The following is a 3,629-nucleotide window of genomic DNA, read 5'->3' on the forward strand; positions in this document are numbered from 1 at the left end:
ATCATACCGCCTGAGATTATGCCCTGTCTCTTGAGGAAAGGCACTTCGCTGACATTTACCTCGGGGATAAGAGTTGACGGGTCGTCCTTATCGCGGAGAAGTCCTGCGATATCGGTCATGAGTATGAGATTTTCCGCGCCAAGCTCTGCTGCTATCCTTGCAGCGGCTGTGTCGGCGTTGATATTGTATGTATTTCCCTCGCTGTCAGTGGCAACTGTAGCGATAACGGGGATATTTCCGTTTGCAAGAGCGTCTGTGATAGGCTTTGTGTTGACCTTTGTTATCTCGCCTACCCAGCCAAGGTCCTGACCGTCGTCGGTCTTTTTCTTTTCGGCTACGAGCATCTCGCCGTCAATACCGCAAAGTCCCACAGCGCTGCCCTTATGCTGTGCAAGGAGCTGTACAAGCTCTTTGTTTACCTTGCCCGAGAGCACCATTTTTACCACGTCAACGGTGGCGTCGTCAGTATATCTCAGACCGTTCACGAAGCGGCTCTCGATGTTGAGCTTCTTGAGCATATCGCTTATCTCGGGGCCGCCGCCGTGTACCAGCACTACCTTCACGCCTACCAGCGAAAGGAGAACGATATCCGTCATTACGGCGTCCTTGAGCTCCTTATTGGTCATGGCGTTTCCGCCGTACTTGATAACAAGTATCTTGTTATTGTACTTCTGTATGTAGGGCAGGGCGTCGATAAGCACCTGCGACTTGTCATTATTTGATATCTTTTCCATTTTCCTTACTTCCTTTTTACCATTGAGATTGATTGAATTCGCAGTTATCTATAGCATTATCGAGTATGTTTTTCACACTATAGGGGTCTTCCACGTCCGGAATAATGACCTGCAGGAGTAACCCTGTTGCGATAACTTTTCCTTTATTTTCGTTGCCTATAACAACCTTTGTTTTTTTTATATCTTCTAAACGCACCTCATTGAATTGTGAATATGCATACTTAACAAGTCTTCTGTCAGTTATAGCATAACTCACATTTTTGTTGCCTTTTTCCGCATACCATATTAAAAGCACCAATACTGCAGCCACCAAAATGAACTTAAGTACATTCATAATCACTGAAGCAAAACAAAATAAAAACACACCGATAAATGACAATGTTAAACTGACGAAAATGAGCAAAATAACTCCGATAGGTGTCTTGATTGCCGATATTAATTTAGCGTATTGCATTTCCCTTGCTGAGCTTTGGGGTTCATCACTTTCCGCAGGGAATTGAGCAGAGGCGTTGCCATTGCCGCTGCACATTGACCACAGTATTACCTCGCCTTCTTCAAGAAAAGGCTGAAAGATACGCTTCGCATCTTCGGCATTTGTTCCCTGATTATACCCGTAATCATCGCTTTGACGGTAATTGCCGAGACCGTCATATTCATCTTTTTTTCCGAACATCGCCTCACCGCCTTTTCAGATACCGTGTCAATTAAAATTATTTGTTTTTGCTCTCAGGATAGCGTCCTCTATTATCTGCTTTACTCTTTCGGGACCTTCTACAGCAGGAGAAAAATAGTAATTCGAACTGCCGCTTTTTATGTCTGAAGCTCTTCTGTTCAGGTCAAAGCTTACAGACTGTTCGTCCAGCATAAGCTGCAGTCTTCCCATATTGCCTTTTTTCGATACAACGGATATATCCTTTATTGTATTCAGCCATATATTCTGAGAGGTGTTGTACACACGAACTATCAGTCTCCGATCAGTCACTGCCATAAAGCCGTTATCGTCCTTTACAAGCAAAGCAATACCGATAATCAAAAGTACTATGCCCACAACAGCACCTATACACGAGAAAAATACCATACCTATTATTATAAATACGATCGGCATAGGATTGACCGTGATCTCTTTATGCGGCTTTTCATTCAGCTGTTCGAGACTGCCCTTTCCGCCTGCCCACAGGAGATGCTCGCCCTGAGCAAGATACGGTGTGAAAACGGCTTCCAGATCAGTATTGCCTGCATAGGACTGCCGCTGAGCAGCCGCCTTGTCATAGGGGCGCTGTTCGTAGTCCGCGTCGTCGTAGGTCTGTTCGTGACTGTGAGCGCATTCCCTTACTTCGGTGACGTTCTGATAAGTCTGCTCGTGACTGTGTCTGCACTCCCACAGGTCGTCCATATCCTCATAGGTCTGCTCATGGCTGTGGGTACACTCCTTGCGGTAATCATGTGACGGAGCTATATAGTCATCATCATATTTACTCGCATACTTTTCATTATATTCATCGTAGTCTTCATCTCTTCTTCTGCCGAACACACGATCACCCCCCCATATCATCCAGCTATGTATCAGCTTCTGTAATCGCCGTTTATCTTTACGTAGTCATAGGTGAGATCGCAGCCCCATGCGATGGCTCTGCCCTTTCCGTCACCCATGGAAATGAGTATCTGTATCTCTTCGTCCCTGAGTATGCGCTTTGCAAGCTCCTCCGAGAACTCTATAACATTGCCCTTGCGTCCGAGAGGAAGAACTCCGCCGCTTGAAGCCATTTCAACGTCTACCTTTGAGATGTCGAAGTTAGCGTCCGCATAGCCTACAGCACAGTAAATCCTGCCCGCATTGGCGTCCTCGCCGAATATCATAGCCTTGATAAGGCTCGAACCGATAACGGACTTCGCAACCTTTTCTGCGATCTCGTCGCTGTCAGCTCCTCTTACGCAGCACTCAACGAGCTTTGTAGCTCCCTCGCCGTCTCTTGCCATTTTTCTCGCAAGGTTCATGAGTATGCCGTAAAGAGCGTGTCTGAACTTCTCGAACTCGCTGTTTTCCTCGGTAACGGTCTCGTTTCCTGCCTCTCCCGAAGCCATGATGCATACCATATCGTTTGTGGAGGTATCTCCGTCAACACTTACTCTGTTGAGAGTTACCTTGATTATATCGTCAAGGGCGCGCTGCATCATTTCGGGAGTTATATCCGCGTCTGTAGTAAGGAATGTAAGAGTAGTAGCCATATTCGGGTGTATCATGCCGCTGCCCTTGAGCATACCGCCCATAGTGCAGGTCTTTCCGCCAAGCTCGAACTGTACGGCTATTTCCTTTTCCTGAGTATCCGTAGTCATGATAGCCTCAAGAGCGCGCTTGTTGCCGTCATAGGTAAGTCCCTCTGCAAGACCGTCCATAGCTTTTTCGATAGGTTCGATGGGAAGGACCTGTCCGATAACGCCTGTGGAAGCAACGATAACGTCGTTTTCGTCTATGCCGAGAGTCTTTGCCGCAAGCTGACACATTTTTGTGGCCTTTTCAACGCCGTCGGGATTGCAGGTGTTGGCGTTTACCGAGTTTACGATAACAGCTCTTGCCTTACCGTTTCTCAGATGCTCCTTTGTTACGAGTATGGGAGCTCCCTTTACCTTATTCGTGGTATATACAGCAGCAGCACTGCACTCCTTTTCCGCGACGATAAGTGCGAGATCGTTTTTCTTTTTTGCTGTGGGAATGGCATTGTTTGCGGCAGCATTAGCCTCTGTCATATCCCCGAGGGGCTTGTGCGCCAGTCCGCACTGCACTCCGTTTGCTCTGAATCCCTTTGCAGCACATACACCGCCCTCTACAAAGGTGAGTCCTTTAAGTTCAACAAGCTTCATCAGTTTCCTCCTTGATCTTCTGTGCGAATTTCGCAA

At 47.1% G+C, this 3,629-nt stretch carries 4 protein-coding genes; all 4 read right to left on the bottom strand.

Going from position 1 to position 3,629, the window contains the following annotated elements; genetic code table 11:
* Positions 1–734 (bottom strand): acetylglutamate kinase (gene argB, locus K5677_RS08695; protein ID WP_296726912.1); only part of this gene is annotated, 734 nt, incomplete at its 3' end.
* Positions 735–750: 16 nt separating this feature from the next.
* Positions 751–1,407, bottom strand: a complete 657-nt coding sequence (locus tag K5677_RS08700; protein ID WP_296726916.1) for a hypothetical protein — start codon at positions 1,405–1,407, stop codon at positions 751–753.
* 27 nt (positions 1,408–1,434) lie between these two features.
* A complete protein-coding gene (locus K5677_RS08705) occupies positions 1,435–2,265 on the bottom strand; it encodes a hypothetical protein (protein WP_296726917.1) in 831 nt (276 codons plus the stop codon).
* A gap of 32 nt (positions 2,266–2,297) precedes the next feature.
* The gene (gene argJ / locus K5677_RS08710; RefSeq protein WP_296726920.1) at positions 2,298–3,593 is read right to left on the bottom strand and encodes a bifunctional glutamate N-acetyltransferase/amino-acid acetyltransferase ArgJ; all 1,296 of its coding nucleotides are present in this window, start codon (positions 3,591–3,593) and stop codon (positions 2,298–2,300) included.
* Positions 3,594–3,629 lie beyond the last annotated feature (36 nt).

Source organism: Ruminococcus sp., assembly GCF_024684275.1.

Bases quoted from the DNA above. Each gene is read 5' to 3' on its own strand.
- K5677_RS08700 (WP_296726916.1), bottom strand. From the start codon at position 1,407: ATGTTCGGAAAAAAAGATGAATATGACGGTCTCGGCAATTACCGTCAA.
- argJ (WP_296726920.1), bottom strand. From the start codon at position 3,593: ATGAAGCTTGTTGAACTTAAAGGACTCACCTTTGTAGAGGGCGGTGTA.